This is a genomic window from Rouxiella badensis (assembly GCF_026967515.2).
Classification (GTDB): domain Bacteria; phylum Pseudomonadota; class Gammaproteobacteria; order Enterobacterales; family Enterobacteriaceae; genus Rouxiella; species Rouxiella badensis.
The window spans coordinates 355565-381814 of sequence record NZ_CP114062.1; the positions used below are offsets into that span (position 1 = coordinate 355565).

General features: G+C 50.5%; 29 protein-coding genes and 1 tRNA gene. 22 read left to right on the plus strand and 8 right to left on the minus strand.

Translation table 11 applies throughout. The annotated features are described in order from the left end of the window. Window positions 1-109: 109 nt before the first annotated feature. Window positions 110-1132 carry an LLM class flavin-dependent oxidoreductase gene (locus O1V65_RS01855; RefSeq protein WP_017494299.1) on the plus strand — a complete coding sequence of 341 codons (1023 nt, stop codon included), beginning with the start codon at window positions 110-112 and terminating at the stop codon, window positions 1130-1132. A gap of 53 nt (window positions 1133-1185) precedes the next feature. Here the strand turns inward: O1V65_RS01855 and O1V65_RS01860 are convergent, their stop codons facing one another. Together O1V65_RS01860 and O1V65_RS01865 are read right to left on the minus strand one after the other, a co-directional pair. Then, on the minus strand, window positions 1186-1725 hold the full coding sequence (locus O1V65_RS01860) for a DUF1003 domain-containing protein (RefSeq protein WP_017494298.1): 540 nt from the start codon (window positions 1723-1725) through the stop codon (window positions 1186-1188). 121 nt (window positions 1726-1846) lie between these two features. Next, complete coding sequence (locus O1V65_RS01865; RefSeq protein WP_157388814.1) at window positions 1847-2176, minus strand: hypothetical protein; 330 nt, start codon at window positions 2174-2176, stop codon at window positions 1847-1849. A 669-nt stretch (window positions 2177-2845) separates the two neighbouring features. Here O1V65_RS01865 and O1V65_RS01870 point away from each other — a divergent pair. Then, entirely contained in the window at window positions 2846-3169 is a 324-nt protein-coding gene (locus O1V65_RS01870) for a hypothetical protein (protein ID WP_017494493.1), read from the plus strand. A 623-nt stretch (window positions 3170-3792) separates the two neighbouring features. Here the strand turns inward: O1V65_RS01870 and O1V65_RS01875 are convergent. Next, window positions 3793-4125, minus strand: a complete 333-nt coding sequence (locus O1V65_RS01875) for a hypothetical protein (protein ID WP_017494494.1) — start codon at window positions 4123-4125, stop codon at window positions 3793-3795. 819 nt (window positions 4126-4944) lie between these two features. Here O1V65_RS01875 and O1V65_RS01880 point away from each other — a divergent pair. From O1V65_RS01880 to O1V65_RS01895, 4 genes are all read left to right on the plus strand, one after another. Beyond that, window positions 4945-5253: a 2,5-dihydroxypyridine 5,6-dioxygenase NicX family protein gene (locus tag O1V65_RS01880; RefSeq protein WP_269130115.1), complete on the plus strand. Its 309-nt coding sequence runs from the start codon at window positions 4945-4947 to the stop codon at window positions 5251-5253. A 54-nt stretch (window positions 5254-5307) separates the two neighbouring features. Then, entirely contained in the window at window positions 5308-5535 is a 228-nt protein-coding gene (locus O1V65_RS01885; RefSeq protein ID WP_017494296.1) for a DUF2767 family protein, read from the plus strand. Window positions 5536-5930: 395 nt separating this feature from the next. Further along, window positions 5931-6593 carry a hypothetical protein gene (locus O1V65_RS01890; RefSeq protein WP_017494295.1) on the plus strand — a complete coding sequence of 221 codons (663 nt, stop codon included), beginning with the start codon at window positions 5931-5933 and terminating at the stop codon, window positions 6591-6593. A 100-nt stretch (window positions 6594-6693) separates the two neighbouring features. Then, on the plus strand, window positions 6694-7020 hold the full coding sequence (locus tag O1V65_RS01895) for a HigA family addiction module antitoxin (RefSeq protein ID WP_017494294.1): 327 nt from the start codon (window positions 6694-6696) through the stop codon (window positions 7018-7020). 161 nt (window positions 7021-7181) lie between these two features. On the opposite strand, the gene O1V65_RS01900 is transcribed toward O1V65_RS01895, so the two are convergent. Continuing rightward, window positions 7182-7460, minus strand: coding sequence for a DUF3761 domain-containing protein (locus O1V65_RS01900; protein WP_081601488.1), 279 nt, complete (start codon window positions 7458-7460; stop codon window positions 7182-7184). 114 nt (window positions 7461-7574) lie between these two features. On the opposite strand from O1V65_RS01900, the gene O1V65_RS01905 reads away from it, so the two are divergent. Beyond that, entirely contained in the window at window positions 7575-7976 is a 402-nt protein-coding gene (locus O1V65_RS01905; protein WP_017494292.1) for a hypothetical protein, read from the plus strand. A 291-nt stretch (window positions 7977-8267) separates the two neighbouring features. Here O1V65_RS01905 and O1V65_RS01910 read toward each other — a convergent pair. Together O1V65_RS01910 and O1V65_RS01915 are read right to left on the minus strand one after the other, a co-directional pair. After that, a tRNA-Arg gene (locus tag O1V65_RS01910) sits at window positions 8268-8342 on the minus strand. A gap of 85 nt (window positions 8343-8427) precedes the next feature. Beyond that, window positions 8428-9345: a formate/nitrite transporter family protein gene (locus O1V65_RS01915; RefSeq protein ID WP_017494291.1), complete on the minus strand. Its 918-nt coding sequence runs from the start codon at window positions 9343-9345 to the stop codon at window positions 8428-8430. A 292-nt stretch (window positions 9346-9637) separates the two neighbouring features. Between O1V65_RS01915 and ccmA the strand changes: the two genes are divergently transcribed. The 10 genes from ccmA (at window position 9638) to mlaA (ending at window position 17800) form a co-directional block, all read left to right on the plus strand. Beyond that, entirely contained in the window at window positions 9638-10264 is a 627-nt protein-coding gene (gene ccmA / locus O1V65_RS01920) for a cytochrome c biogenesis heme-transporting ATPase CcmA (RefSeq protein WP_017494290.1), read from the plus strand. Then, window positions 10264-10923: a heme exporter protein CcmB gene (gene ccmB / locus O1V65_RS01925; protein ID WP_084912902.1), complete on the plus strand. Its 660-nt coding sequence runs from the start codon at window positions 10264-10266 to the stop codon at window positions 10921-10923. The genes ccmA and ccmB overlap by 1 nt, the downstream gene beginning before the upstream one ends. Before the next feature lie 266 nt (window positions 10924-11189). Beyond that, window positions 11190-11924 (plus strand): heme ABC transporter permease, encoded by a 735-nt coding sequence (locus O1V65_RS01930; RefSeq protein ID WP_017490314.1) that lies wholly within the window; start codon window positions 11190-11192, stop codon window positions 11922-11924. Beyond that, window positions 11924-12196 carry a heme exporter protein CcmD gene (ccmD, locus tag O1V65_RS01935; RefSeq protein WP_269130116.1) on the plus strand — a complete coding sequence of 91 codons (273 nt, stop codon included), beginning with the start codon at window positions 11924-11926 and terminating at the stop codon, window positions 12194-12196. Before O1V65_RS01930 ends, ccmD begins: the two co-directional genes overlap by 1 nt. Then, complete coding sequence (gene ccmE, locus O1V65_RS01940; RefSeq protein WP_017490312.1) at window positions 12193-12687, plus strand: cytochrome c maturation protein CcmE; 495 nt, start codon at window positions 12193-12195, stop codon at window positions 12685-12687. Before ccmD ends, ccmE begins: the two co-directional genes overlap by 4 nt. Further along, on the plus strand, window positions 12684-14657 hold the full coding sequence (locus tag O1V65_RS01945) for a heme lyase CcmF/NrfE family subunit (protein ID WP_017490311.1): 1974 nt from the start codon (window positions 12684-12686) through the stop codon (window positions 14655-14657). The genes ccmE and O1V65_RS01945 overlap by 4 nt, the downstream gene beginning before the upstream one ends. Then, window positions 14654-15205: a DsbE family thiol:disulfide interchange protein gene (locus tag O1V65_RS01950; protein WP_017490310.1), complete on the plus strand. Its 552-nt coding sequence runs from the start codon at window positions 14654-14656 to the stop codon at window positions 15203-15205. Before O1V65_RS01945 ends, O1V65_RS01950 begins: the two co-directional genes overlap by 4 nt. Continuing rightward, complete coding sequence (locus tag O1V65_RS01955) at window positions 15202-15660, plus strand: cytochrome c-type biogenesis protein (RefSeq protein WP_017490309.1); 459 nt, start codon at window positions 15202-15204, stop codon at window positions 15658-15660. The genes O1V65_RS01950 and O1V65_RS01955 overlap by 4 nt, the downstream gene beginning before the upstream one ends. After that, window positions 15657-16877, plus strand: coding sequence for a c-type cytochrome biogenesis protein CcmI (gene ccmI / locus O1V65_RS01960; RefSeq protein WP_017490308.1), 1221 nt, complete (start codon window positions 15657-15659; stop codon window positions 16875-16877). The genes O1V65_RS01955 and ccmI overlap by 4 nt, the downstream gene beginning before the upstream one ends. Window positions 16878-16909: 32 nt before the next feature. Further along, complete coding sequence (gene mlaA, locus O1V65_RS01965; protein ID WP_017490307.1) at window positions 16910-17800, plus strand: phospholipid-binding lipoprotein MlaA; 891 nt, start codon at window positions 16910-16912, stop codon at window positions 17798-17800. A 63-nt stretch (window positions 17801-17863) separates the two neighbouring features. On the opposite strand, the gene fadL is transcribed toward mlaA, so the two are convergent. After that, window positions 17864-19141, minus strand: a complete 1278-nt coding sequence (gene fadL / locus O1V65_RS01970; protein ID WP_017490306.1) for a long-chain fatty acid transporter FadL — start codon at window positions 19139-19141, stop codon at window positions 17864-17866. 445 nt (window positions 19142-19586) lie between these two features. Between fadL and O1V65_RS01975 the strand changes: the two genes are divergently transcribed. The 4 genes from O1V65_RS01975 (at window position 19587) to sixA (ending at window position 24463) form a co-directional block, all read left to right on the plus strand. Next, on the plus strand, window positions 19587-19904 hold the full coding sequence (locus O1V65_RS01975) for a YfcZ/YiiS family protein (protein ID WP_017490305.1): 318 nt from the start codon (window positions 19587-19589) through the stop codon (window positions 19902-19904). Between the two features lie 246 nt (window positions 19905-20150). Further along, window positions 20151-21464: an acetyl-CoA C-acyltransferase FadI gene (gene fadI / locus O1V65_RS01980; RefSeq protein ID WP_017490304.1), complete on the plus strand. Its 1314-nt coding sequence runs from the start codon at window positions 20151-20153 to the stop codon at window positions 21462-21464. Next, entirely contained in the window at window positions 21461-23626 is a 2166-nt protein-coding gene (gene fadJ, locus O1V65_RS01985; RefSeq protein ID WP_269130117.1) for a fatty acid oxidation complex subunit alpha FadJ, read from the plus strand. The genes fadI and fadJ overlap by 4 nt, the downstream gene beginning before the upstream one ends. Window positions 23627-23974: 348 nt before the next feature. Further along, on the plus strand, window positions 23975-24463 hold the full coding sequence (gene sixA / locus O1V65_RS01990; protein WP_017490302.1) for a phosphohistidine phosphatase SixA: 489 nt from the start codon (window positions 23975-23977) through the stop codon (window positions 24461-24463). A gap of 79 nt (window positions 24464-24542) precedes the next feature. Here sixA and smrB read toward each other — a convergent pair whose 3' ends face one another. Continuing rightward, window positions 24543-25088 (minus strand): endonuclease SmrB, encoded by a 546-nt coding sequence (gene smrB / locus O1V65_RS01995; protein WP_017490301.1) that lies wholly within the window; start codon window positions 25086-25088, stop codon window positions 24543-24545. Window positions 25089-25277: 189 nt separating this feature from the next. Here smrB and prmB point away from each other — a divergent pair, with 189 nt between their 5' ends. After that, window positions 25278-26210: a 50S ribosomal protein L3 N(5)-glutamine methyltransferase gene (gene prmB, locus O1V65_RS02000; protein WP_269130118.1), complete on the plus strand. Its 933-nt coding sequence runs from the start codon at window positions 25278-25280 to the stop codon at window positions 26208-26210. Window positions 26211-26250: the final 40 nt, after the last annotated feature.

A 26250-nucleotide genomic window follows, 5' to 3' on the forward strand; every position in this document is an offset into this window, starting at 1 on the left:
ATAATCATGCCATGTCCTGCCACTGTGCCGCACGGGCGAGTGTACTATGATGGAAACAATCTAGAAATTACTCTGCACCGCAGTTTCCGTATACAAGGACAAATGCGTTATGAAAAAGATTGGTTTTCTGTCGTTTGGCCACTGGACGCCTTCTCCACAGTCTGGAACGCGCTCTGCCGCCGATGCTCTGCTTCAATCGATAGACCTGGCCGTTGCCGCTGAAGAGTTGGGGGCCGACGGCGCCTATTTCCGCGTTCACCATTTTGCTCGTCAGCTTAGCTCGCCTTTCCCGCTGCTTTCAGCGGTGGGTGCCAAAACCCGTCGCATCGAGATTGGTACCGGCGTTATTGATATGCGCTACGAAAATCCGCTGTATATGGCTGAAGATGCTAGCGTGGCAGACCTGATTTCGGGTGGGCGTTTGCAGCTTGGTCTGAGCCGTGGTTCACCTGAGCAGGTTATCGATGGCTGGCGATATTTCGGTTATCAGCCTTCAGACGGCGAAACTGAGTTTGATATGGCGCGTCGTCACACCACCGCGCTGCTCGAGGTGCTCAAAGGCGAAGGCTTTGCCGAGCCAAACCCGCAGCCGATGTTCCAGAATCCACCGGGGCTGCTGCGCCTTGAGCCTTATTCAGAGGGCCTACGTGAACGCATCTGGTGGGGAGCGGGTTCTAATGCAACGGCAGAGTGGGCTGCCAAGCTGGGCATGAACTTGCAAAGCTCGACGCTGAAAGACGATGAAACAGGCGAGCCTTTCCATATCCAACAGGCGAAACAAATTCGCGCCTATCGCAAGGTATGGAAGGAGAGTGGCCACGCGCGCGCGCCGCGCGTATCGGTGAGCCGCAGCATCTTTGCCTTGGTGAACGATTTGGATCGGGCGTACTTTGGACGAAGTGGACAGGAAGGCGACAAAATTGGCTTCCTCGAAGAGAATAACCGCTCTATCTTTGGCCGCAGCTACGCCGCCGAGCCTGAGAGGCTGATTGAACAGCTGAAACAGGACGAGGCGATTGCCGAAGCAGATACGCTGCTGCTGACCGTGCCAAACCAGCTTGGGGTTGATTACAATGCGCACGTTATCGAATCTATTCTGAAACATATCGCACCGGCACTAGGCTGGCGTTAAACCGATTCACGAGTGCTATGATTGACAAAACCCGACGTTGCCGTCGGGTTTTTTTATTCTTTTTCCATCAGCTTTTTATGAAGCTCGATAGTCAGGTGCTCCACTCTTTCGGTGAGCTGTTTGGTCAGATTCGTGAGTTCCGTGTTCTGTTCTAGCAGCTTCAACATTTGTTCGTTTTGCTGTGCCGCAATTTCTAACCGCTGGTCATTCAAATGGGCTAATTCTTCCCGATGCAGGGCATCTGCTTCGGCATTGGCTTTGTCACGCTCTGCCTGGCGGGTTTGTGCAAGCAGGATGAGTGGGGCTGCGTAAGCGGCCTGCAGACTAAACGCCAGATTGAGAAGAATAAAGGGATAGATATCAAATTTAGCCCAGCCAAATTCATTCACTGCTATCCACACCACCACGATAATTGTTTGCGCACCTAAAAAGAGCGGTGTGCCGAAAAAGCGTGCAAAGGCCTCAGCCTTGAGGGCAAACCAGTTTTCGCCGAACGTAGGTAACAGTTTCTGATGTTTTCGGTGAAAACGCAGGTGATCGACCTTAGGCTTTTTTGCTGGATTTTTTGCAGGGGAAGTCTCGTTCGCATTCATGATTGTTTCCTGAAGTAAGGTGCCGCACTCACAGAGTATCGCTGTTTCGTACAGGCACTAAGCTAATGTTTAAAATTAATGCTTTAGGGTGAACAATCCTGCGATGAAACCCGCAAAACTGTTACCAGGAAAGAGGCCTTCTAATCCAGACGTTTTTATTTTTATTTTTCAGCTTGAAAAATGCAAATGGAATAATTAGCGAGAGTATTATTAATGCTGCATATATTCCAATCAGCCCAATTCCCACGTGAACAGGCTGCAAATAAAAGAAAGTCAGTGAAGAAATAATTAAAAGTATAAGTCGCAGTATAAATACCCAGCGTCTTTGGGAACGGTCGATATAACCTTTCTTCATCTCTGCCCCGCAGCGTTTGCAATGGTCGGGATCGTCAAGAAGAACGTTACTGCAAAAAGGACAAGTGATTGTTTTGTTTGTTAAATTATTATTCATTAAATGTTGCCGTATTGTATATAATTCGTAGGTTGTTATCTTTTATTTTGCCTGATGGCGGAAGAATAGAGCATCGCAAAATAAGTGAATATTAATCACTAAATTTTATCTTACTAAAAATCTAGAGCTTAGGTAAACAGAATGTGTTGCCCGTGCTCTAAGGTGAGAACATTAACAGAGGTTATTTTTGTGGTTATTATTTAATCGAGTTTTATGTTGCGATCATAATATTAACTGAATAAATATATCTCCCTTAAACTTGGTGCCCCCGCGAACGTAAAAACATGCGGATAACAAGGGCTGCCACTCGCTTCCTGCTGGGTCACACACTCTGAAATAATATGCATCATTTAGAGATGATTTTCCTCTAAGTGTCAGATAAGTCTAAAGTTATTCCTATGTCATTTTTTAATGTTTTTTAAGTAATAATGATCGAGATCAAGATTATTCCCCGAAAGTTTAGCGATAATATTTTTTCGTCTTTTCCCTAAAACACCAGAACTGTTAGCAATTATAACTTGATAATTTTGCTGGTTTTATGACGTATATAACCCCCGTATTCAATGGCGGAATTATATGTGTTAGGAAATATAATCAAGAAAAATAAGGTCGAAAGTGCTAGAATATATTCCTGCCTGACAAAAAACGTACAACTATTGAGAGTAAAATATGGACAATCACGAGTTGCTGAAATTCGCTGGATTAGCTTTTTCGCAGACGAATGGATTTGTTATCGGCAATGGGTGGAACCCATTAGAAAGCGACGCAGAAGCTTTTGAACTTAAGGATAAACTTGGGGTTGATGTAAGAACCTTCAAAAATGGAATGGAATCACACCAGTATGCAAGCGCACATTATTTTATTGAAGATGGTTATTCTGGATGGGTTCATGAAGAAGTTGAGAATTCCGATACAGATATTGATGTACGCCCCGCTGTCCGCCGTGTGATTGTAAGAGCCGCTGCTGAAATCGGAAAGCGGCTTAAAAAATAATCACTCACGATTAGCGTTTCCTCCTGCCTGTATTATTCATTCACCGCTCTATTATGCGTAACAATTTTGCTGCATGGTTCGTCTTATCTCAAAGCCTCATTGGCTTGCAATATGTTTAATAGAGCGTTGTTTTTCTAGTTTCCCTCCGAACCCGAATCCTACCAACCCCTCAACTTACTCTGAATTTCTCGTTGAGCGACAGCGGCACATCACTATCGTCCCTGGCATCAGCGCATCAAAGATGGCACCCCCCTCCGTTTATTTTCTCATCGTCATGCGCTTATGATTTGAATCGAAGATGATCCCTGCGCGAGGGCATAGGGTGGCTCATCGTTGAGCAAGGTTGGAACACTCAAATGTCTTTTGCCTGACAAGGCTGGACCACCATCGGGACCAGCCGGAAAGAGGAAGCACAAGAAACCGTGAAACGGTGAAATGACACCTTGTCTAATGGTTCATTTTTTTTGATGTATTTTAAAAAGAAATCCAGGGCTTTATCATTTTAAAATCACAATAAGAATTATCCTTTAAAACTAAAAGGCACGTTGGTGCTCTTTAAAGCCTACTCGATGGCTAAGTTAAAATAGAGTTTAAATGATAAGTAAAACTGATAAATAACACATTTACCATGGGAAAGGCTTTCGTTTCCAGACGCTGTTTTTCCTATTGATAAACTTGAAGTAAGTGAAGGGTAAAATCCATGATCCAATGGAGAGGAATAAATAAAAAACAACAAGTAATAAACTACTGACTTCTGACTGATATAAGAAATACAGTGCAGTGTAAGAAGCGGCGAGCAGAACGATGCGCAGCCTTAACATTTTTTGTCGTTGTTTGGAATTAATATATCCGTCGATCATTTCAGCCCCACAGTGGATACATTGAGTGGCACTTTTAGTGAGTAAACTATGACAGAATGGGCATTCTGCTTTATCTTTTAGGGGGTCATTTTTCATAAATTTTCCTCGTGATAAAAAATACTTCCCTGCACAAAAAAACATCCTGCCCGGAAAGGGCAGGATGAAGTACGTCCAAAGTTTGTCTGTGGAAACATCAATCCACTTTTTAATAAATAAACTATTATCCCTATAAACTCCAGTAAAAAAAATTACCGCTTAGGGAAACTTGAAGAAAATGATGCGTTCTAGATTTTGTTTTTTTAAATTGTTGATTTTAATTGATTTAATGTAACTCCCCCTCATTTTTAGTCTGTTCTTTGTCCTGCATTTCTGATGAAGCCTTAGATGCAATATTATTTTAATCATTAAAAATCAATAAGTTAAAATTATTTTTTTGGTTGTTTATAAAAAAACAGGCGGTTTTTAATGCAATTATTTAATGATAAATGTCATTCAATTTGATTTAAAAGTGATTGAAACTTTTTTTCTTATCTTTAAGATGCAGTTTTTGTATATTTTTTTTGTATCATCCAACAAATGGTAGAGTTTGTTTTTATCGTAGGGATTTTAGTACTACTTTAGTGGTACGAGAGTCATTAATTAGCCGTCCTGTTGGGGTGGGAAAATGTTGTACAGTATAAGTTGTGTGTATAAGTTGCAAAAATGGAACAGAAAGCCTCTATGACCTGCTGGCAGCTTAATAAGATAAATTTATAATCATAAAAACGATAATTATCAATGAGTTAGCTAAATCATAATTAAAAAACTTGATCAATATCAGTGACTTAGATAGCATTAAATTACGGTTAAGTTGATGTCCATTTTTGAGCTGTAATTCGATGCCAGGGGCGTTGTCATGTATGAGGTGACGAAATTATGATTATTACCACCGAAAATACGTTAGCAAGGTTATTTGAAATAGGTCTGTCTCTTTCAAATTTCAATAGTTCCAAAAGCATTGCGATATTAAAGAAAATAAATTCCAATCCTGATGAGGTTAATGCGATTGTTGATACCCTAATCTCGATAGGTGCGAAGTTTTACCTCATCGATGTTGATGATGATAATAACTACAAGGTGTGTAGGAACCCGTTGTTGCAAGAGGGCGCCAGTAATAATTTAAATGAACGGTCTTCTGGGGTGGAGATTATTGAAAAAGTAGATTTAGTCTTTGAGGCTTTTTAATGGTTTCCATAAGCGGATAATCTAAGGAAATTGGTGATATTTTCTGGAGGAAAAATGAATAATAATAAAGGAAACATTCATTATGGCGAAGCATGTCAGATTATCGGAGAGATCGCGCTTTCTTTTGCGATGAATGGTGTGGAATCAAATAAAACGATGATCGCAGAAAGGCTCCGTGATGAATTAAAGTTCATGAAGAATCAGAAAAGTAATTCAAAACAGACCATGCTGCTTGCGATACAGCTTCTTGAAGAGGCTAAAGAAAATGAAAGTATTTTTTAACGCTTAACAGGCTAAGTAAAGAAGATAACTCTATGATGCATGCGGGACTCTGCTTACGACGACGTGACTGAATACAATAATTAATCTTAACAATAATCATTGATCAACCGTGTTTGATTAGTTACGTAAGTAATCATTATATCCAGTTGGCAAGAAGTTTTTGTAAGAGAAGGATCCCTGGTTTTTTCGTGTGGCTACGCATAATTAAGTAAATAAAATAATAACAAATGTAATTGTCTGTGTTGGCTCCTCCTGACTCCCTCGTGTGGTGAGATTGGAGGAGCGCCTTTTTATAATCAATATTTTTGATTAATACTTTGAAGTTAGAATGATTTTCACTCGTTATTCATTGAACAGGTTCATCACCTATCACGCAGCGAGAGGAGGGCAATGACATGTCTTTTTTGGCGCAGCTTTACGAAGAAGAAGACAAAGAGCGAGCCTGGTTAGCGGTGTCTCTTAGAGCGAGTGAGTTACGCCACCAGGAGATACAGGCTCAGCTTATCACTCTGCACCAGCTGCTTAACGTGCCGCAGACGATAAAGACTTATCGTCTGCTTTACAGTCGGCTGCTTGAGATAACGGAATCATTTCTTATGTATGGTGCTCGCGCGTTACTTAACAGCCAGCCCCATGCGATACGCCTGCGCCGTCAACGTCTTGGGAGCGAGTGGGATAAGGCTCTTGAGGAAGCGCTTCTGGGCGTACGGACCTCGCTGATGCTCTCTCCTCTTAAAGACTTTATTACCCTCGAGACTCTCTGGCATCGCGCCGTACATCGTGTTCTCGAAAGTCAGACCTTTTATGAAAGAGATTTCGTGCGGCTTTATTTTGGTGCCATTCTGCGAAACCCGCCCCAATGGCCGTTTGCTCATTTGGCTCAAATAGCAGAATGCCGGCAGCGGTTAATGATTTCAGAAGAGCTGTTACCGGCCGAGTATTTCGACGTCAGTGAATTCGAATATGCCTTCACTTGCATTCAGGCCTTTATCGCCTCGGTGGCCGAAACTCTGCGCCGGGAAACTCAGAGTCCATCCTACGAGAGGAGAGTGCATTAACGCACAGAGGCGAAGATGTGTTTTCAATTTATAAGACAGGAACGCAGTTTGGCTATTGGCCCCGACTGAGTGGTATTAAGACAAAGTTTATAAAGAGGTTATGAATAAGATGGAGAGGGATTATGTTCAAGTCCGTTACTCCCACCCTGGTGAAATTGTTGCCGCCGCGATGGGCGAACTAGATATTGGTGTCAGAGAGCTTGCTCGTGCAATGGACATTGCACCCTCCGCTATTTCTCGCCTGCTTGCCAAAGAAAGGAATCTTTCCCCGGAGCTGGCGATTAAGCTCTCTGTTGTTCTTGGCAGTACGCCCGAGAGCTGGATGAAAATGCAGATTTACTACAGCCTGCAGGAAGCCGAAAAAGCCGTCGATACCTCGATCCTGAGGCCACTTCGAACAAGTAATTTACTGAGGCAACGTCCTTAACTGGCAGATTATTTTCAATATTCTAAGCTAGTCATAGGCACAGTATAGGTGTTGCCAATAGACAGCCAGTTATGTTCGCAAATCTCGCCCGCTTATCGCGGGCTTTTTTCTTTATGTCTTTTAAATATAGAGGGGGCTTTATTTCACTCTGAAGGGAATAATTATCCCAGCCATTCGGACACACCGCCGTGTCTGGAGCAAGTCCCCCGATGATGAGTGCTGAAGCTGTAAGTACCATCGCGACATTTTGCTGAGGCACCGTCTGGAATTTTATCTGATTTACTGTGCGCCGGGCGGTGGACCTCTTGCCCATCAGAGTTGGTGTAATCTCCCTGTTCGATGAGTTCATCATCTTGAACTGCCGCACGTGTGTGTTGTTTTGCGATTGCCGGGTTAAGCGTCAGCAATGACGTTAGAGCAAGAAGAGCTAAAAGACGCATCTGATTATTATTTCCGATAGAAGAATTCTGGTTGTGATTACGTTTGCAGCGAAATGTTCGATAATACGCTGACCGATAGCGTTTTGTGAGCCAATTTCATAAGAGGATCGAGGAATGAGAAAGTTTGCTCTGGCAACATTGGGTGCGTTATTGCTTTCAGGGTGTAATCCGAGCGACAGCAAAGTGATCGACTATGGCAAAGAGGCTATCGCGCAACAGTTGAAGGATCCTGCGAGCGCGAATTTCCGCAATGTCATCTTTCACAAAGACAGCGTTCAGCCTTCTGACGGAGTAAGTGGGTATGTCTGCGGCGAGGTAAACGGTAAAAATTCCTTCGGCGGCTATGTCGGTTTCGGTCGTTTCTATATCCATGTTTTACTCAAGACCCGATGGGTCATCCCCGCGTTCGGTGTATTGAAAGGAGCGTCCGATCCTGCACTGATTAACAGCCCATCTCAGCAAAACGAATTACAGAATTACTTCACGAAGTGTGGAGGAGAAAACGTAGCAGGGTAAATCATAAAGAATATCGAGCCGATCGCTTTTCGGATGACGCTGAGTGAGGGAAATGCGGAGCCACTAAACTGGGTAACAATGACTTACTCAGGCTCGTTCAGTCAACGTATCAGCATTTAATCTGGGTAATGGCCTAGGTGGGCGGAACAGTATTAGATCTTAGTTTTAGCGTACGTGGTATTCCACTGGCAGGCGCTGTAATGGCAGCCGTAAGTTTAGCGATTACAGTCTTCATGTGGCTGATTTTCTGGGAGATTTACGGAGTTTAGTGAACCTAGGCAAACGTGTTAATGGTGTCCCCTACAGGAATCGAACCTGTAACTAGCCCTTAGGAGGGGCTTGTTATATCCGTTTAACTAAGGAGACACAGCTGCTTGAGCGGCAGCGCGCACAGTATACCCATTTTCATCCTAAAAATAAGGCTTTGCAGGTCCGTTTGCTCATTACTTCATCATTTTACGGATTTTGGGCGTTCTTTTTGCCGATTTTTGGACTTGCGGCGTTGGTTGCTTAAATCGTTCCTAATCTGTGCGTGGCTGATCAGCGCAAAGATAAAGGTACCGCCAATGATGTTGCCGGCGAGCGTCGGCAGGGCGAAGGGCCACAGGAAGCGGTACCAGGGTTCTGCACCAGACCACACCAGATACAGTACCTCGACGGAGCCGACCACGATATGAGTCAGGTTGCCAATCGCCACCAGGTAGGTCATTAGCAGAATGACCCAAATCTTCGCCGCACCGGCGCTCGGCAGCATCCACACCATGGTCGCAATTAGCCAACCAGACACCACGCCGCCAACAAACATTTGGGTCGGACTTTTTTCCATCACCTCCATACTTATAGTATGAAAGGCCTGCAAAATAGACGGTTCAAACAGCGGCAGTGAAACAAATGCCAGAGACGCGCAGGCTGCGCCGATAAGGTTACCGGCCAGGACCACGCCCCAAAGCCGAAACAGAATGCCGAAGTTCTTGAACGTGGGTTTATGCATCACAGGCAGCACCGCGGTTACGGTGTTCTCGGTAAAAAGCTGCTGGCGAGCCATGATGACGATAATAAATCCGACGGTATAGCCCAGGTTCTCAAGGAAAAACCGTGCCGGCGTGTCTGCAAGCTGTTCATGCAGAATGCCTTTGGTGACCAGCGAAGCGCTGATCGATAAGCCTGCGGCAATCGCCGACCACATCAGTGCGAGCCCATCGCGCTCCAGCTCTTTCTCACCCTCCATGCGGATCTGCTCGTGCACCGCGGCGGCTCGTGAGGGGAGATTCTCTTCATCGACCTCAATCTCGCTGCCGTCCTCGCGCTCCTCGCTGTCAACGTCAGGGCCATTCTTAAGATTGTCTTTTGCTGAACGAGTTGGATTCATCGCTTATCCCCTTGGTGAAAGTACACAGGCAAATAACGCCGGAATGGGTATAAAAAGCGTGGTTACATTTTGTATCATTCAACAAGGATAGATTATTTTTTAATCCGCCACTCGGTTTGAGGGTGAGAAATCTAAAAATAACAGAGCATTAAGAACTTGTTATTCGATGCTAAAGGCTGTGTTTTTTCTGTAAATTAGAAGTTAGTTAGCGGTAAACTGCGCAGCGAGAGCCTACAGGGTTTGTAAGGCTTATGATATTATGCCCATTCCCGAAAGATAAGAGACTCGCCCCATGTTTGAAGCGCTTAACCTCAGTTGCGTTCGCGATGAGCGAACCCTGTTTAGCGGCTTAAGTTTCACCATCCAGCCGGGCGAGATAGTCCAGATTGAAGGCCAGAACGGAGCCGGTAAAACCAGTTTACTGCGTATTTTGGCCGGTCTGTCCTCCCCAGATGAAGGCGAAGTGCACTGGCAGGGCCAAAACACCCGCCGCCAGCGTGAGCTTTTTCATCAGCATTTACTGTTTCTCGGCCACTATCCGGGGATCAAGTCTGTACTTACCGCTTATGAGAATCTGTCGTTCTATCAGACCGAAAGTGGGAATGACGCGCAGGACGAGATATTTCACGCGCTGGAGCAGGTGGGCCTGTTGGGATACGAAGACGTGGCTGTCGCGCAACTTTCTGCCGGTCAGCAGCGCCGTGTTGCCCTTGCCAGGCTGTGGATTAGCCGCGCGCCGCTGTGGATCCTGGATGAACCCTTAACCGCCATCGACAAACAGGGCGTCTCCACGCTTATCGAACTTTTTGAGCGCCACGCCCAAAACGGCGGCATGGTGTTATTGACCACGCATCAGGATTTACCGGGCGTCACGCGTGCGGTGCGTAAAATTCGTCTGACCAGTGCAGAGCTAGCCTAATGTTTATTAAAGTTTTACGCCGTGAATTGAAAATCGCTTTTCGTAAAAGTGCCGAGATTATAAACCCGCTGTGGTTTTTCCTGATTGTGATTACCTTGTTTCCATTGGGAATTGGGCCGGAGCCGAAGCTGCTGGCGCGCATTGCACCGGGTATTGTCTGGGTCGCGGCGCTGCTGTCTTCACTGCTTTCGCTCGAACGTCTGTTCCGCGACGACTATCTTGACGGCTCGCTCGAACAGCTGATGCTATTGCCCGCGCCGCTTACCCTCACGGTTATCGGCAAAGTGTGCGCTCACTGGATGGTGACCGGGCTGCCGCTGTTAATCATTTCTCCGCTGATAGCCCTGCTGCTGTCGCTGGACTTTAAAACCTGGGAAGCGGTCGCGCTGACGCTGTTGTTGGGCACGCCCACGCTGAGCTTTATCGGCGCAATCGGCGTCGCACTGACCGTTGGATTACGAAAGGGCGGGGTATTGTTGAGTCTGCTGGTGCTGCCGCTGTATATTCCGGTGCTGATTTTTTCTACCGGTGCGATTGATGCCGCCTCGATGGCGATGCCTATCGGTGGCTATCTGGCCATTCTGGGTGCCATGCTAGCGGGAAGCATCACGCTGGCCCCCTTTGCTACCTCGGCGGCGCTGCGTGTGAGCGTGCACTAATCGGCAAATGTGATTATCACGTCGCGTTATTTGCGGTCATTTTATTTCAAAATACCCATAAATAGAGTAATGAGTTTACTTGTGGTTACAATACGCCTGAAAAAACGCAACCTTTGACTAACATCACACTTCTCGATAGGGAACAATAGGCGTCGTGCCTAAAAGAGCAGAAGGTGTCCAAAAATAGCCCTTACTGCCAACAGTTTTCCAGATAATGGTTTACGGCATTTAACACAGTGTAATTTTAACGTGAGCAACGACAAATAATGTGGAAATGGTTACATCAACTCGCAAGGCCTGAGCGGCTTTACCACGTCTGCGGCCGTTTTATTCCCTGGCTGGCCATTGCGGGTATTGCCTGCCTTCTTATCGGCTGGGTATGGGGCTTCGGTTACGCACCTCCTGATTACCAACAAGGCAATAGCTACCGGATCATGTACATTCATGTGCCTGCGGCTATCTGGTCTATGGGGATCTACAGCTCGATGGCGATCGCTGCCTTTATCGGCCTGGTCTGGCAGATGAAAATGTCTGAACTAGCGATGGCCGCGATGGCACCGGTCGGCGCTGTCTTTACTTTTATCGCGCTAGTGACCGGCTCTGCCTGGGGTAAACCGATGTGGGGAACCTGGTGGGTGTGGGACGCGCGTCTGACCTCCGAGCTGGTGCTCCTTTTCCTCTATCTTGGCGTGATTGCGTTATACAACTCCTTCGAGGACCGCCGCACTGCGGGCCGTGCCGCCGGTATTCTGGTGCTGGTCGGCGTGGTGAATATCCCAATCATTCACTATTCCGTGCAGTGGTGGAACACCCTTCATCAGGGCTCGAGCGACTTTGGCAGAACCATCGACCCAAGCATGCGTTATCCGCTGTTCTGGTCGGTATTTGGCTATCTGTTCTTCTTTATTACGCTGACCCTGATGCGCCTGCGCAATCTTATTATCAACCAGGAGCGTCTGCGTCCTTGGGTTGCCACGTTGGTCAATAAGGAGCGCCGTTGATGAACGCTGCATTCCCAACCTGGCAGGAATTCTTTGCGATGGGAGGCTACGCGTTTTACGTGTGGCTGTCGGTCATCGTCACCCTGGTTTCTTTATTTGGCATCATTATTCATACCGTCTGGCATCGTCGCCAGCTGCTGGCTGAAATACGCCGCCGCCAGTCCCGCGAACAGCGGATCCGTCAATCGAAAAAACAGGCCAGTGCCGCGCATAATAATAGCAAGCGTGCAGCACCAGGGTCGCCGGACTCCACCCGGGAGAAGTTATCGTGAATCCTCGTCGTAAAAATCGCATGTACCTTGCGTTGATAGTCCTGGTTGGATTAGGGCTCGCAACCAGCCTGGTGCTTTATGCGTTGCGTTCCAATATTGATTTATTTTATACACCAAGTGAAATTTTGCAGGGCAAAGGCAAGGATCATGAATTGCCGTTTGTCGGTCAGCGTCTACGTATCGGCGGCATGGTAATGCCGGGTTCAGTCAAGCGTGATGACAAGACCCTTGAAGTGCACTTTAAAATCTACGATGCGCGCGGCGCTATCGCGGTGACCTACTTTGGCATCTTGCCAGACCTGTTCCGGGAAGGGCAGGGCGTAGTGGCCCAGGGAGTGATGGAGCCTAATAATGTCGTCATGGCGAAGCAGGTTCTGGCCAAGCATGATGAAAAATATGTCCCACCGGAAGTTGAAGACGCAATGAAAGATAATCATACGGGGCCAGCCTCGGCATATGTTGCTCCTGCTAAAGGAAATGGCCAGTCATGATCCCTGAAATTGGTACTTTTGCTCTTTGTCTGGCGCTGGGCCTGTCAACGTTATTGAGCATTTATCCCCAGTGGGGCGCATCGCGTCAGGACGAGCGGATGATGGCAATGGCCCGTCCACTGTCTTACGGCATGTTCGGTTGTATCCTGTTAGCCTTTATCATTCTGGTCCACGCGTTCGTGGTGAACGACTTCTCGGTCGCCTACGTTGCGAACAACTCCAACACCCACCTGCCGGTTTATTACCGTATGGCGGCGACCTGGGGCGCGCACGAAGGCTCCCTGCTACTCTGGGTGCTCCTGCTGAGCTGTTGGACTACTGCGGTTGCGCTGTTTAGCCGCCGCATGCCGAACGACGCCGTAGCGCGCGTGCTGGCTGTCATGGGCCTTATTACCACCGGCTTCCTGCTGTTCATTCTGCTGACCTCCAACCCGTTCCTGCGTACTCTGCCGAACTTCCCGATTGACGGCAGCGACCTCAACCCGGTGTTGCAGGATATTGGCCTGATTTTCCATCCACCGATTCTGTACATGGGCTACGTTGGATTCTCCGTCGCCTTTGCCTTTGCGATTGCCTCGCTGATGGCAGGCCGTCTGGATACCGCCTGGGCGCGCTGGTCGCGTCCGTGGACGCAGGCCGCATGGGTGTTCCTGACCGTCGGTATCGTGCTGGGTTCTGCCTGGGCCTACTATGAACTTGGCTGGGGCGGCTGGTGGTTCTGGGACCCGGTAGAGAATGCCTCATTTATGCCTTGGCTGGCCGGTACCGCGCTTATCCACTCATTGGCGGTGACCGAAAAACGCGGCACCTTCAAGGCCTGGACCGTACTGCTGTCGATTACTTGTTTCTCGCTCTGCCTGCTGGGGACCTTCCTGGTGCGTTCCGGCGTGCTGGTCTCAGTGCACTCCTTCGCCTCTGACCCGGCGCGCGGTATGTTTATCCTGGCCTATCTGGTGATTGTCATCGGCAGCTCGCTGTTGCTGTACGCAATCAAAGGCAGCGCGGTGCGTGCACCAAGCCGTCACGAGCCGTTTTCACGTGAAAGCTTCCTGCTGGGAAATAACGTCCTGCTGATTGCTGCGATGCTGGTTGTGTTGCTGGGTACGCTGCTGCCGTTGATTCACAAGCAGCTGGGACTGGGCAGTATTTCCATCGGCGAACCGTTCTTTAACACCATGTTCACCTGGCTGATGGCACCGATGGCGCTGCTGCTGGGTATAGGTCCGCTAGTACGCTGGCGTCGTGACGAGCCAAGCAAGCTGTGGCGTCGTCTGGGCGTTGCGCTGGTCGTAACCTTGCTGCTGTCGATTCTGCTGCCGTGGTTGCTGCAGGACAAAATCGTTGGCATGACCGTGGTCGGTATGCTGATGTCAGTGTGGGTTATCCTGCTGACGCTGATGGAGCTGCACGAGCGCGCTACCCACCGTCACACTTTCTGGCGTGGCCTGACGCATCTGTCTCGCAGCCACTGGGGCATGGTGCTGGGTCACCTGGGTGTTGCCGTTACCGTCATCGGTATCGCCTTTAGCCAGAACTACAGCGTCGAGCGTGACGTGCGCATGAAGTCGGGTGATACCGTAGACATTCAGGGTTACCATTTTGAATTCCGCAACCTGACCGACATTAAAGGCTCCAACTACACTGGCGGTGAAGCCAATATCGACGTGACCCGTAACGGTAAATTCGTGACCGTGCTGCACGCCGAAAAACGCTACTACAGCGTGGCACACAGCATGATGACCGAAGCGGCCATCGACGGTAATCTCGCGCGCGATCTTTATGCGGCGCTGGGCGAAGAGCTGGACGACGGCTCGTGGGCGGTACGCCTGTACTATAAACCTTTCGTTCGCTGGATTTGGCTGGGCGGCATCTTTATGGCGGTCGGTGGCATCCTGTGTATCCTGGATCCGCGCTATAGAATGACCAAGAAACTGAAACGTCAGGGTAAAGAAGCGGCGGAGGAAGCATGAATCGTAAAATTCTCTTTATTCCCCTGTTTCTGTTTTTGGCGCTGGCCGCGGCGTTTCTGGTGCAGCTGACCCGCAACGCGCACGGCGATGACCCGACTCTACTTGAGTCGGCGTTGGTCGGCAAACCGGTGCCGGTGTTCAAGCTGGAATCGCTGTTCGAGCCGGGGAAAACCTACGACCAGTCAGTGTTCCACACCGGTAAGCCGATTCTGCTGAACGTCTGGGCGACCTGGTGTCCAACCTGTCGTGCCGAGCATGATTATCTCAATACGCTGGCGGCGAAAGGCGTGCACGTGGTTGGCCTTAACTACAAGGATGACCGCAATAAGGCGATTAACTGGCTGAATACGCTGGGTAACCCTTATGCGCTGAGCCTGTACGACGGCGACGGCATGCTCGGTCTTGACCTCGGTGTGTACGGAGCCCCTGAAACCTTCCTTATCGACGGTAACGGCATCGTGCGTTATCGCCATGCCGGTGATCTCAACGAGCAGGTCTGGCAGAAGGAAGTACGTCCGCTTTACAATAAATACGGAGGCAACGCATGAGACTGATTTCACTTATCTTTGGTCTGATGCTGAGCTTTAGCGTTTTTGCTGCCATCGATGCTTATCAGTTCAAATCGCCACAGCAGGAACAGCAGTATCGCGAATTGACCGAGCAGCTGCGTTGCCCGAAATGTCAGAACACCAACATTGCGGCGTCTGACTCCATCATCGCGGCTGACATGCGTAAAAAGGTCCTCGAGCTGCTGAATCAAGGGCAGTCGAGCAAGCAGATCGTTGATTATATGGTCGCGCGCTACGGCAACTTTGTGACCTACGAACCGCCGGTCACGCCGTCTACGCTGATTTTATGGGTTGGACCCGCGCTGTTTGTCATTGTCGGCGCACTGGTCATTATTTTACGCGCTCGTCGTCGTCAAACGGAAGAGCAGATGTCTTCACAAGAGAAACTGCGTTTGGCGCAGCTGCTCGGTGAAAAGGACAGGAAAGAATCATGATTGTTTTTTGGCTGGTCATTGTTGCGCTGCTGCTGGTGGGCGTCGCGTTGTTTATTGTGCCTGTTATTCGAGGCGATCGTGATTCTCTGTCCAACACGCGCGACGATCTGAACAAGGCTTTCTATCATCACCGCTTGAGCGAACTGGAAGAAGACGAACAGCAGGGCGTGGTTGCCGCGCCTGAGCGTCCTATCTTTGTTCAGGAACTCCAGGAAAATCTGTTGAGTGATATTCCGGGGCAGGCCAGCAAAGCGGGGAAACCAATCCCACGCTGGACGCTGGCTCCGGGGGTCATATTACTGGTCGTCGTCACTCTTGGTTTTTATCTGTATGCAGGCGGTCTAGGTCAGGTTAGTGCCTGGAATCAGGTCATGAAAAGAATGCCTGACTTACGCGCTCGCGTCGCGGACGAGAATGCCAAACCACTGAATATGATGGATATTCAGGACCTCGGTCTCGGTCTGCGTACCGACCTGCAGAATGACCCGGACAACGCTAAAGACTGGCTGATGCTGGGCCGTGTGGGCATGGCGCTTAACAATGCCAGCACCGCGACGCAGGCATTTGCTCGCGCATACGCACTTTCTCCAAATGATATGGACATTAAACTGGGCTATGCTGATGTTCTGACGCGTTCCACCGATCCGCAAGATAATATCAACGGCGGCAATATGTTGCGTGATATGCTCGAACATAATCAGGGGAATCTGCAAGTATTGAGTCTGCTGGCATATAATGAATATGAACAGGGGCACTATCCGCAGGCGATCGGCGCATGGCAGGTGATGTTGAAAATTCTGCCTGCCGACGACAAGCGAACTGAAATGGTGAAAGCCAGCATTGAGCAGGCTAAAGCTAAATCAGGCATGGATAAGGTTAAACTCGGCGTTGCGGTTACACTTTCGCCGCGTGCGCAGCAACAGCTTCCTCAGCAGGGTACGGTATTTATTTCGGTGACAGACGGCAGCAGCCCGGTTCCGGTTGCAGTTAAAAAACTGCCTCTCAGCCGATTCCCGCTTTCTGTCACGGTTGATGATACCAATGCCATGATGCCGGAGCGCTTGCTTTCTTCGTTGCATCAACTGAAAGTACGTGTGCGTATTTCACAAACTGGCCTGGCGACACCGGCATCGGGCGACTGGTACGGTGACAGTCCGTTGACCAACTTCTCGGGCAGCGGGCAGGTCAATATCGAGATTAATCAGCAGGTCCCATAAAAAGGGGCCGAAGCATAAACAGGGAGAACATGATGGACTTTCGCCTGACTGGGCTGGCGGTTGCCACATTATTATTGGTTGGCTGTGCGGATAAACCAAAATCACTGGTTACGCCGTCTACGCCGCCAACCTCTTCGGCTTCAACTGCGCCTTCGGCAAAGACGATGTCAACAGGGGTGGTGCCGACAGCGGCCAACGCGTCAAATCCACCGGCTCCCGAGCAGGTTGATCCTCAATTAGGCGGGCGTTCTGACCCGCTTCAGGGCTTCAACCGTTCAATGTTCAACTTTAACATGAACGTGCTGGACCCCTATGTTTTACGTCCGGTTGCCGTGGCGTGGCGCGACTACCTACCACAGCCTGCGCGTAACGGTCTGAGCAACTTCTTTGACAACCTGAGTGAGCCGTCAACGATGGTGAACTATCTGGTTGAAGGTAATGTGCAGGAAGGTGCGAAACACTTTACCCGCTTCTTCCTGAATACCATTCTGGGTGTAGGCGGCCTGATTGACGTTGCGTCAATGGCTAACCCGCAGCTGGCGAAGGAAGAGCCGCATCGCTTCGGTAGCACGCTGGGCCATTACGGTGTGGGTTACGGTACCTACGCGGTGCTGCCGGGCTACGGCAGCTTCACCCCGCGTGAAGACGTGGGCGGCGTGGTCGACGACCTTTACTTCCCGCTTAACTACCTGACCTGGTGGATGACCGCGGGTAAATGGGCGCTTGAAGGCATCGAAACCCGTGCACAGCTGCTGGATTCCGACGGCCTGCTGACCAACTCGTCCGATCCGTATGAGTTTGTTCGCGCGGCGTACTTCCAGCATCACGACTTCCTGGCAAACGGCGGCAAGCTGACGCCGGTGGTTAACCCGAACGCTGCGGCGATTCAGGGCGACCTCGACAGCATCGACTCTGCCAACTGAGTCGATATCAGTCAAACAACAAAAAAGCGCCCAAGGGCGCTTTTTTTATGGCAACGAAACGGACTAGAACGTGTAGTTGAAGTTCATGCCGTACAGCATCGCAGTGCCTTTAGCATCGAATTCATAGTTAGGGACGCCATCGGCGACTTTTTCGCTGATGTGTACGGTTTTGCCGTGCATGTAAGAAACGCCCAGGTCAACCGACGCATCTTTGCTAAACGCATAGGTGGCACCGGCGCTCAACCACAGACGGTCCTGATCGGGAATCGAAATTGTGCGGTTGTCGGCCGGAACCGGGCTGTCATCGAACGCGATACCGGTACGGAAGGTCCATTCATCGCTGTAGTAATAGGTGGTACCCAGGGCGATGCGGTAAACGTCATGATAGCCTTCTTCTTTTTGGAACAGCGTATCGCCATTGTTGGCGGTAGCTTTCAGCTGCTGGAACTCGCTCCAGCTGGTATAGGTCATACTGTAGTGGACCGCCCATTTCGGCGCCACGCGGTTATAACCGGAAACCTCCCACACTTCAGGCAGATTCAGGGTTAAATGGCCGGCCTGCGTGCTGCCCCCGGTTCCGCCTGCCAGAACCGGCAGGTCGCTGCGGTAGTTACCGTCGAAATCGACGTTAACTTTCGAACGATAGGTGAAACCGTAACGGTTGTTTTCATCCACCTCGTAGAGGATACCGGCGTTCCAACCGTAGCCCCAGGCGTTACCGTTCAGGTGTGCGGCGGTGGTGTCGGCAGGGATCTGACCGCGGCTTTGCAACGCAACCAGCTCACCGGCGTTACGCTCGATTTTTGCCTTAGCGTAGACGGCGTCAAAGCCGACGCCGAAGCTGAAGTGTTGGTTAAGGCGATAGGCGGTGCTCAGGTTGAGGTTTTCGGTCATCAGGTCGGTTTTACCCGCCAGAGGACCCGCCGGATAGCCGCTGTTGAATTCGGTAGAGAGTCCGTAGTTGGTCGTGGCCGAGGCTCCCACCGCCCAGCTGTCGTTTAGCGGCATGATGAAGTGCAGGTTTGGAACCCACTGGGTTGGGGCAATATTGTTAGCGTCGAGGCTGGAACCCGTCACCGGGGATTTGCCGGTTAATTTGACGTCTGGATCGATAAATACTGCGCCGCCGGAGAACGTAGGGCGGTCAAACATGGTCATGGTTGCCGGGTTGCGGCTTCCAGAGGCGGCGGTGTCGGCGATGGCGCCTTCACCGGCATAAGCGCGACCCAGTCCAGAGGCGGTGTATTCGTTTAGCTGGAATCCTGCCGCGTAAACGTGTGATGAAACAAGTGCCATTGCAGCTGCCACAGCTGATCTCGTAAACAGGTTTTTCTGGTTCATGACCAAAACCTCATTTTATGTTTTATAGAACAAAGCTAATCATGGGCTATCACATGAGTAACAATGAGCGGCGGATTGTAGCGTCCTGTACTTTTGGGCCGACTAATCAGACCAGTGAGCGAAGTATAGGTCTGACCTGTACACATGTTGCAACGTTGTTTCACACTTATTGGTAATTAGATTTTAAAAATTAGATCCGCTTAACAAAAAGGGAACGGTTTAGATTCATAAAACTGACGATTCGGGTTGAACTAATCCGCATATGAATAAATTAGTTTTATTGCGCTTTATTAGTCTTGTGATTTTAATCACTTAAAAACCATAGTAAAAGTAAGGGTAGTGCTTGTCGCGAGGCAGGAGTAAGATATTTTCCAGAGAATCTATCATTTTTAATGATTCATCACGGCCACTGGCCCGGCGCAATAGCGCGTCGAAAGGAGAAAATATGTCCGAATTATCCACTGAATCGACTAAACCTACGCGGACTACCGCCGCACAGGAAACCGCGGCCTGTTGCTGCGTCGACGTGGGCACTATCATCGATAACACCGACTGCACCGCCTCTTATCAGAACGTTTTTGCAACCCGCGCTGATGCAGAAGCGGCGCTTGAAGACTTAACGGCGCGTGCCCGCCGGGCCGAGTCAGACCCGTGCGACATCAACAGTCAGTTTAACGAGGTGGAGGGCGGCGTTGAGCTTACGGCTGATTTCACCTTTTGCTGCCAGATTGAGTCGATAAACTTCCAGCTTGCCCTGCGTTAATTCCCCTTGCTGCCGCCGCACCGGCGGCAGATACCTCTTTAGATGCCTTCCTCGAAAAATTTGCTGCCGCTCTCAATTCAACAGCTTGGGCTTTGCTAATGACAGGCAGATGGTTAACACTTGATCATCAGGTCAGACCTGTTACAAAAGTCAAAATTGACCGTCATCAGGCCAGTAAACCGAGCAAAAATAAAATAACCCGCTAATTTATAAAGCATTGACCGTTTTATTGAATCAGGAGCCACTATGAACAAGGCCATTCCGCTGGTTACGCGTCAGGGCGATCGTATCGCTATTATTGACGGCCTGCGTACCCCATTTGCCAAGCAGGCAACGGCATTTCACGGCATACCGGCGGTCGATCTCGGTAAAATTGTGGTCAGCGAATTGCTGGCAAAGAGTGGGATTGACCCGTCTGTTATCGACCAACTGGTATTTGGCCAGGTCGTGCAGATGCCCGAAGCCCCTAATATTGCGCGCGAAATTGTATTAGGCACTGGAATGAGCGTTTCAACCGACGCCTACAGCGTTTCTCGCGCCTGTGCGACCAGCTTTCAGGCAATTGCCAACGTTGCCGAAAGCATTATGGCCGGCACAGTGAGCGTCGGTATTGCCGGAGGCGCAGACTCTTCATCTGTTTTGCCAATTGGCGTCAGCAAGGCGCTGGCGAAAACGCTGGTCGACCTCAACAAGGCTCGCACTTTGTCTCAGCGGCTGTCGCTGTTCAGCAAACTCAAATTACGCGACCTGCTGCCGGTTCCCCCGGCGGTAGCGGAATACTCTACCGGCCTGCGCATGGGCGACACCGCCGAGCAGATGGCGAAATCCCATGGCATCAGTCGCCAGCAGCAGGACGAATTTGCCCACCGCTCGCATCAACGGGCGGCACAGGCCTGGAATGACGGTCTGCTTGATTCACAGGTGATGGCCGCGCACGTTCCGCCTTATAAAGACGTGATACAAAAAGACAACAACGTTCGCTTTGATTCCAGCATCGAGCAGTATGTGAAGCTGCGTCCGGCGTTTGACCGCAAGCATGGCACGGTGACGGCGGCGACCAGTACCCCATTGACCGACGGCGCGGCAGCAGTGCTGTTAATGAGTGAGTCTCGTGCCCGCGAGCTAGGCCTGAAACCGCTGGGTTATCTGCGCAGCTTTGCCTTTTCGGCCATCGATGTCTGGGAAGACATGTTGCTGGGGCCAGCCTATGCCACGCCGGTGGCGCTAGACCGCGCGGGGTTGACGCTCGCAGATATTGATCTGATTGATATGCACGAGGCCTTTGCCGCGCAAACACTGGCCAACGTCAAGATGTTCGCCAGCCCGCAGTTTGCGCGTGAGAAACTCGGGCGCGAGCAGGCAATAGGTGAAATTGACTGGGAAAAATTCAACGTATTGGGCGGATCGCTGGCCTATGGACATCCTTTTGCCGCTACGGGTGCACGAATGATCACCCAAATTTTGCACGAGCTGCGTCGGCGAGGTAAAAAACTCGGACTCACCACCGCCTGTGCCGCCGGTGGTCTCGGTGCGGCAATGATTGTGGAGGTGGCAGAATGAGCCAAAAACCAATGATTTCGCCGGCGGAGGTAACGGAATCAGCAACGCCTTCGGCCTTCACCCTCTATTTTACCGAGGACAATATCGGCATCGTCACCATTGATGTCGCGGATGAGAAAGTCAATACGCTAAAAGCCGAGTTTGTGCAGCAGATAAACTCACTGTTGCAGCAGGCACAACAGCATCCCAAATTAAAAGGCTTGGTGTTTATTTCCGGCAAGAAAGACTCCTTCATTGCGGGTGCGGATATCAGCATGATTGCGCGCTGCGAAAAAGCCTCAGAAGCCGAGGCTCTGGCGAAAAAAGGACAGGGCGTGATGGCACACATTGCCGGGCTTTCGGTGCCCGTGGTGGCCGCTATTCATGGCGCATGCCTAGGCGGAGGCCTTGAGCTTGCCCTTGCCTGCCACAGTCGAATCTGCTCGCTGGATGATAAAACTCAACTCGGCTTGCCTGAGGTTCAGCTCGGTCTGCTGCCGGGTTCCGGTGGAACTCAACGCCTGCCCCGACTGATTGGCGCACCGAAAGCGCTGGATATGATGCTCACCGGCCGCAGCATCCGCGCAAAACAGGCACTGCGTATGGGGCTGGTGGACGACGTTGTGCCACAGTCTATTCTTTTTCAGACGGCTATTGAGCGCGTTCGCAAAGGGCATACGGCCAGACGAGAGCTGTCTTACATTGACCGTGTAGCTCAGGGGCCGCTAGGCAAAGCGCTGCTGTTCTATATTGTGCGCAAGCAAACGCGGGCGAAATCACGCGGACATTATCCCGCCACTGAAAAGATTATTGACGTGGTACAGACCGGGCTGAGTCAGGGCAGCAGCAGTGGCTACGAGGCGGAGGCTCGTGCGTTTGGTGAACTGGTCATGACGCCACAGTCCGCCGCGCTGCGCGGTATTTTCTTTGCCTCTACCGCGTTGAAAAAAGATTTTGGTGCGCAGGCTGAACCGCGAGAAATCCACAAAGTCGCGGTCTTGGGAGGCGGGCTGATGGGCGGCGGCATTGCTAACGTGACAGCTACCAAGGCCAATATTTCGGTCAGGATTAAAGATATTAATGAGCAGGGAATAAGCCACTCGTTTAAATACAGTTGGGATCTGTTGCAGAAAAAACTGCGCCGTGGGCACCTCAAAAAATCCGAGCTGCAACGCCAGATGATGCTGATTTCCGGCACGACCGACTACAGCGGATTCTCGCAGGTTGACTTGGTGATTGAGGCGGTCTTTGAAGACCTTGAGCTTAAGCAGAAGATGATCCATGAAGTTGAGGAAAATGCCTCTCCGCAGACAATTTTTGCTTCAAACACTTCTTCTTTACCGATTCATAAAATTGCCGAAGGCGCAGCAAGGCCGGAGCAGGTGATCGGCCTGCATTATTTCAGCCCGGTAGATAAGATGCCGTTGGTGGAGGTTATCCCGCACGCGCAGACCAGTCCGCAAACTATTGCCACCACGGTTTCTTTCGCCAGAAAACAGGGCAAGACCGCTATTGTGGTCGGTGACAGCGCCGGTTTTTACGTTAATCGTATTCTCGCGCCTTATATGAATGAAGCGGCGCGTTGCCTGCTGGAAGGCGAGAGCATTGAACACATCGACAACTCACTGGTCAACTTTGGTTTTCCAGTGGGGCCGCTGCAACTGCTCGACGAGGTCGGAATAGACGTGGGCACTAAAATCATTCCTGTTCTCGAGTCGGCCTTCGGCGATCGCTTTGCCGCGCCTGGCGGGCTTGAGGCGGTGTTCGAAGACGGCAGGAAAGGCCGAAAAAATAGTCGGGGATTTTATCTTTATCCACAGAAGGGCCAAAAGTCCGGTAAAAAAACGCCAGACCCAACGATTTACAAGCTGTTAGCCGTGACGCCAAAAAACAAACTGAGCGAGCAGGCGCTGGCCGACCGCTGTGTGGCGCTGATGCTCAACGAGGCAGTACGTTGTCTGGATGATGGCACCGTGCGCAGCGCGCGAGATGCCGATATTGGTGCCGTTTTCGGCATTGGCTTCCCGCCGTTCCTCGGAGGGCCTATGCGCTATATCGATGCGCTGGGGGCCGACGTTTTGGTGAAGAGACTGCAGGCATTGCAGAAGCTGCACGGCACCCGTTTTGCACCCTGTGAAGGGCTCGTCACCCGAGCAGACAATGGGCAAAAATTGTATAGCTAACGTAATGGGCGTAAAATAGACGATCTTTTAGACTTTGAAACGATGCAAATTTAGCCATTAAGTGTGATCTGCATCACGGCTTAATTTAAGGTTTCTGGTAATTCTTGGTTAGCAGAGTGAAAAATGATCGCGCTGTTCATTAAATAGCCAGACCTATTTACATCTATTCGCAGTTGGTGTAAAAAACAGCGTTTTCTTTGTGGTGACTTTCAGGCAAAATGCCCGGCCGCGATACGGTGGGTTTTGATGTGATGGTTGTAGTGCCCTGCTAGGATGTGGGCAGAAGGGTAATACAGCACGCTCAGCGTACCTGTATAGCGCTATTTTTGTTAACAAAAGCGGTGCAATATGCAAGTTGTGATTATGCGTCACGGTGAGGCTGCTCTTGATGCGGCCAGCGATTCAGTAAGACCTCTTACCGATTGTGGTTGTGACGAGACGGTATGTATGGCGTCCTGGTTGAACGGTCGCTCCGTGAAAATTCAGCGTGTGCTGGTGAGCCCTTATCTTCGGGCGCAGCAAACGCTGGAAAAAGTGCGTCAGGCGCTCTCTCTTCCTGAAAAGGTTGACGTGTTGCCGGAACTGACGCCGGGCGGTGACCCCGCACAAGTAGCTGAAGAGCTTCAGGCTTTGGCGAGAGAGGGCGTGAGCTCCGTGCTGGTGGTTTCTCACTTGCCGTTGGTCGGCTATCTGGTGGCGGAACTTTGCCCAGGACAGTGCCCTCCGATGTTTGCCACCTCGGCGATGGCCAGCGTAGAAATCAACGCTGACACCGGACGAGGCAGCTATGACTGGCAGTACAGCCCTTCTCAGGTGATTGCGAAAGCCTGCAGCTGAGGTGAGTGACTGAAAGACGCTAAAAAGGCACAGCTTGCTGTGCCTTTCGCTATTTTGGGCCGCGAAAAATCGTTAGCCGTTATTCCTGGTCGGTTTTATCGTCCAGCTCGACCAATACCAGCAGTGCCGCATTACCACCCAGCTCACGCGGAGCCTGGTGGAAGGCCTCGACGTCAGGATGCTGCGCCAGCCACAGAGGGGTCTGCTGCTTAAGAATATGTTTGCCGTGCCCGTGCATTATACAGGCGCAGTGAACGTGTTCTCTACGGCACGCGGCAATCAGCGCACCCAGTTCCTGCTTGGCTTCGTGCTGCGTCAGGCCGTGCAAATCAAGAAACAGCTCGGGCGAATAATCGCCGCGGCGAAGCTTCTTTAATTCGAAATGGCTGACGTCAGGCCGCACATGACGTACCGGTCCTTCGGCGTCAAGCATTGGCTGAAACTCGTCAGAGAAATAGTAGGTCGCATCCACCTGCTCCTGAAGCAAACGCTTTGGCGAGGCAATCACCGTCGGTTTAGGTGCCGGTTTATGGACTATGGTGTCATTTTTAAGTCGCTTGGTGCCCGGTACCGCCTCACGAAATAAGGCCAGCTCCTCCTTACTCAGCGAAAATTTTTTCTTCATCGCAATATCATCATTCGTCGAACATTTTCACAGTGTACCTGCTCCTCTTCCCCTTTTTAAGTAAATGTCTTTGGAGAAGTCTCGCAACAATGGGGTATTACTGCTGATTTGTTGCCGTCTTCGTGGCAAACTATGCGGAAATTTTATGGCTATGAATGATGGCCACCCGCCGTACCCCAGGAGAGAAAATTGGATAAAATATTCGTCGACGAAGCCGTCAGTGAGCTGCATACCATTCAGGATATGCTGCGCTGGACCGTCAGCCGCCTGAATGCCGCGAATGTCTATTACGGCCATGGAACGGATAATCCCTGGGACGAAGCCGTACAACTGGTGCTGCCAAGCGTCTTTTTACCGCTCGACATCCCTGAAGACATGCACACCGCACGCCTGACCTCGAGCGAGCGCCACCGCATCGTCGAGCGGGTGATCCGCCGCGTGAACGAGCGCGTACCGGTCGCTTATCTGACCAACAAAGCCTGGTTCTGCGGCATGGAGTTTTACGTTGACGAACGCGTGCTGGTCCCGCGCTCGCCAATCGGTGAACTGATCAAAAACCGCTTCTCCGGCATCTTGCAAGATCAACCAAGCCACATTCTTGATATGTGTACTGGCAGCGGCTGCATCGCTATTGCCTGCGCCTACGCGTTCCCTGAGACCGAGGTTGATGCAGTAGATATCTCCGCCGACGCGCTGGCCGTGGCCGAGCGCAACATCGAAACGCACGGCATCGAGCAGTGGGTTACGCCGATTCGTTCAGACCTGTTCCGCGAGCTGCCTGAACTGCAGTACGACCTGATTGTGACCAATCCGCCTTACGTCGACGAAGAAGACATGTCTGACCTGCCGGACGAATATCGCCACGAGCCGGTGCTGGGCCTGGCGTCCGGTAGCGACGGTCTGAAGCTGACTCGCCGTATTCTGGCCTGCGCGCCAGACTACCTGACCGACAACGGCGTGCTGATTTGTGAAGTGGGTAACAGCATGGTACATCTGATGGATCAGTATCCTGATATTCCATTTACCTGGCTGGAATTTGAAAACGGCGGCGACGGCGTATTCATGCTGACTAAACAACAGCTGCTGGACTGCGCTGAGCACTTCAGCGTGTACAGGAAGTAATTCGTTCAGCAAAACGCGTATCTTGCCAATAAGCGGGGTC

What these genes read in the sequence shown, in the direction of transcription:
- O1V65_RS01855 (WP_017494299.1), top strand. Translation starts at nt 110, where the DNA reads ATGAAAAAGATTGGTTTTCTGTCGTTTGGCCACTGGACGCCTTCTCCA.
- O1V65_RS01860 (WP_017494298.1), bottom strand. Translation starts at nt 1,725, where the DNA reads ATGAATGCGAACGAGACTTCCCCTGCAAAAAATCCAGCAAAAAAGCCT.
- O1V65_RS01865 (WP_157388814.1), bottom strand. Translation starts at nt 2,176, where the DNA reads ATGAATAATAATTTAACAAACAAAACAATCACTTGTCCTTTTTGCAGT.
- O1V65_RS01870 (WP_017494493.1), top strand. Translation starts at nt 2,846, where the DNA reads ATGGACAATCACGAGTTGCTGAAATTCGCTGGATTAGCTTTTTCGCAG.
- O1V65_RS01875 (WP_017494494.1), bottom strand. Translation starts at nt 4,125, where the DNA reads ATGAAAAATGACCCCCTAAAAGATAAAGCAGAATGCCCATTCTGTCAT.
- O1V65_RS01880 (WP_269130115.1), top strand. Translation starts at nt 4,945, where the DNA reads ATGATTATTACCACCGAAAATACGTTAGCAAGGTTATTTGAAATAGGT.
- O1V65_RS01885 (WP_017494296.1), top strand. Translation starts at nt 5,308, where the DNA reads ATGAATAATAATAAAGGAAACATTCATTATGGCGAAGCATGTCAGATT.
- O1V65_RS01890 (WP_017494295.1), top strand. Translation starts at nt 5,931, where the DNA reads ATGTCTTTTTTGGCGCAGCTTTACGAAGAAGAAGACAAAGAGCGAGCC.
- O1V65_RS01895 (WP_017494294.1), top strand. Translation starts at nt 6,694, where the DNA reads ATGAATAAGATGGAGAGGGATTATGTTCAAGTCCGTTACTCCCACCCT.
- O1V65_RS01900 (WP_081601488.1), bottom strand. Translation starts at nt 7,460, where the DNA reads ATGCGTCTTTTAGCTCTTCTTGCTCTAACGTCATTGCTGACGCTTAAC.
- O1V65_RS01905 (WP_017494292.1), top strand. Translation starts at nt 7,575, where the DNA reads ATGAGAAAGTTTGCTCTGGCAACATTGGGTGCGTTATTGCTTTCAGGG.
- O1V65_RS01915 (WP_017494291.1), bottom strand. Translation starts at nt 9,345, where the DNA reads ATGAATCCAACTCGTTCAGCAAAAGACAATCTTAAGAATGGCCCTGAC.
- ccmA (WP_017494290.1), top strand. Translation starts at nt 9,638, where the DNA reads ATGTTTGAAGCGCTTAACCTCAGTTGCGTTCGCGATGAGCGAACCCTG.
- ccmB (WP_084912902.1), top strand. Translation starts at nt 10,264, where the DNA reads ATGTTTATTAAAGTTTTACGCCGTGAATTGAAAATCGCTTTTCGTAAA.
- O1V65_RS01930 (WP_017490314.1), top strand. Translation starts at nt 11,190, where the DNA reads ATGTGGAAATGGTTACATCAACTCGCAAGGCCTGAGCGGCTTTACCAC.
- ccmD (WP_269130116.1), top strand. Translation starts at nt 11,924, where the DNA reads ATGAACGCTGCATTCCCAACCTGGCAGGAATTCTTTGCGATGGGAGGC.
- O1V65_RS01945 (WP_017490311.1), top strand. Translation starts at nt 12,684, where the DNA reads ATGATCCCTGAAATTGGTACTTTTGCTCTTTGTCTGGCGCTGGGCCTG.
- O1V65_RS01950 (WP_017490310.1), top strand. Translation starts at nt 14,654, where the DNA reads ATGAATCGTAAAATTCTCTTTATTCCCCTGTTTCTGTTTTTGGCGCTG.
- O1V65_RS01955 (WP_017490309.1), top strand. Translation starts at nt 15,202, where the DNA reads ATGAGACTGATTTCACTTATCTTTGGTCTGATGCTGAGCTTTAGCGTT.
- ccmI (WP_017490308.1), top strand. Translation starts at nt 15,657, where the DNA reads ATGATTGTTTTTTGGCTGGTCATTGTTGCGCTGCTGCTGGTGGGCGTC.
- mlaA (WP_017490307.1), top strand. Translation starts at nt 16,910, where the DNA reads ATGGACTTTCGCCTGACTGGGCTGGCGGTTGCCACATTATTATTGGTT.
- fadL (WP_017490306.1), bottom strand. Translation starts at nt 19,141, where the DNA reads ATGAACCAGAAAAACCTGTTTACGAGATCAGCTGTGGCAGCTGCAATG.
- O1V65_RS01975 (WP_017490305.1), top strand. Translation starts at nt 19,587, where the DNA reads ATGTCCGAATTATCCACTGAATCGACTAAACCTACGCGGACTACCGCC.
- fadI (WP_017490304.1), top strand. Translation starts at nt 20,151, where the DNA reads ATGAACAAGGCCATTCCGCTGGTTACGCGTCAGGGCGATCGTATCGCT.
- fadJ (WP_269130117.1), top strand. Translation starts at nt 21,461, where the DNA reads ATGAGCCAAAAACCAATGATTTCGCCGGCGGAGGTAACGGAATCAGCA.
- sixA (WP_017490302.1), top strand. Translation starts at nt 23,975, where the DNA reads ATGCAAGTTGTGATTATGCGTCACGGTGAGGCTGCTCTTGATGCGGCC.
- smrB (WP_017490301.1), bottom strand. Translation starts at nt 25,088, where the DNA reads ATGAAGAAAAAATTTTCGCTGAGTAAGGAGGAGCTGGCCTTATTTCGT.